The following is a 1,568-nucleotide window of genomic DNA, read 5'->3' on the forward strand; positions in this document are numbered from 1 at the left end:
GGGTCAGCCACTACATTGCTGACTGTTGCACCGCTTTCGCAGGCAAGCCAGCTCCCACATTTTGAACGGTGGTGAATCAGTGGTTGAGCGGTGCTTTGAGAATGTCGCCATGCAATGGACTCACAGGCTCATTTGAGCCCGGCGATCTCACTTGAATGATCAAAAGCGCCGCTATCACCGCCGGAATCGCGCAAAAGAAAAAGATCTGCTGCACCGGAATATGCATCGCCAACAACAGGCTGCCAAACAGCGGCCCCAGGATCGAGCCAAACCGCCCCACGCCCAATGCCCAGCCCGTGCCGGTGGCGCGCACATGCGCCGGGTAGAAGTTGCTGGCGAAGGCGTTGAGGGTCAGTTGCCCACCAATGATGCAGAACCCGGCGGCAAACACGCAGGCCACCAGGTAGCGCGGATTGTCGTGGTTCAGGCCGAGCAGGATCGTGCACAGCGCAGCCGTTGCCAATACGGCGGACAGCAGGCGCACTTTGCTTTTCAAGCGGTCGGCGAACCAGGCCATGCCGATGGCACCCACAGTGCCGGCAAACAGGAACATCGAGGTCACCAGGTTGGCTTCCTTGAGGGCCAGGCCACTTTCCAATAGCAGTGACGGCAACCAGCTAATCATGAAATACAGCAGGATCAGGCTGACAAAAAACGTCGCCCAGATCAGCAATGTCGGGCGTGCATAGCCGTTGCGGAACAGCTCCACCACCGTCAGTTTGCTGCCCTGCTCCTGTAGGTTTTCTGCCGTGCTGGCCAGCGGTGCCTGCCAACCGGGCAACATGCGCGTGGTGACCTGGTGCAAGCGTGCATAGGGCGGCGCATCGCGCAGCAGACGTGGCAACGACTCCGGCAGCAGCCACAGCAGAAACGGGAACAGCAGCAACGGCGTCACGCCACCAGCCAGGAACACCGCCTGCCAGCCGAAGCTGTCGATAAACCCCGCCGCCACAAACCCGCCGGCCGCGCCGCCAAACGAGAAGCCACACGCGGCCAGCGTCACCATCAAGGTGCGCAGGCGCGGGGGTGAGTAATCTGACATCAACGCCATGGCGCTGGGCATGGCGCCGCCCATGCCGATACCGCAGATAAAGCGCGCGGCCATCAGGCTGGTCAGTGAGTTGGCGAACACCATCAGAAGGGTAAGGCTGGCGTAGATCAGCACGCAGCCCAACAGAATGCGCCGCACGCCAAAGCGATCGGCCAGCGGCGTTACCAGCAGCGAGCCGAGGGTCAGCCCCAACAGATTGGCGCTGAACACCGGGCCGAACGCGGCTTTTTCCAGGCCCCAATCCTTGGCCAGGGCCGGTACGACATAACCCAGCACCTGGGCGTCATAGCCATCGGTCACCAGCAACAGCGCCAGCAACAGGAGGATCAACCACTGGTAGCGCGACACCGGACGGGCGTCGAGTGCCGCGCGAAAGCTGGCAATCTGATTGTGCATCGCAAGGTACCTGTCTTATTTTTATTTGAAGGTGTAACGCAAATCCATTGTGGGAGCGGGCTGGTGTGGGAGCGGGCTTGCTCGCGAAAGCAGTGTGTCAGTCAGCACATGTATTGGCTGA

The 1,568-nt window shown here is 60.9% G+C and carries 1 protein-coding gene; it reads right to left on the minus strand.

The window, feature by feature from the left end; genetic code table 11:
* Nucleotides 1-76: 76 nt before the first annotated feature.
* Nucleotides 77-1,447 (minus strand): aromatic acid/H+ symport family MFS transporter, encoded by a 1,371-nt coding sequence (locus NUV89_RS29620; RefSeq protein ID WP_257784110.1) that lies wholly within the window; start codon nt 1,445-1,447, stop codon nt 77-79.
* Nucleotides 1,448-1,568 lie beyond the last annotated feature (121 nt).

The sequence above is a fragment of the Pseudomonas sp. 18.1.10 genome (assembly GCF_024655625.1).
In the GTDB taxonomy this organism is placed as follows: Bacteria; Pseudomonadota; Gammaproteobacteria; order Pseudomonadales; family Pseudomonadaceae; genus Aquipseudomonas.

Bases quoted from the DNA above. Each gene is read 5' to 3' on its own strand.
- NUV89_RS29620 (WP_257784110.1), bottom strand. From the start codon at position 1,447: ATGCACAATCAGATTGCCAGCTTTCGCGCGGCACTCGACGCCCGTCCG.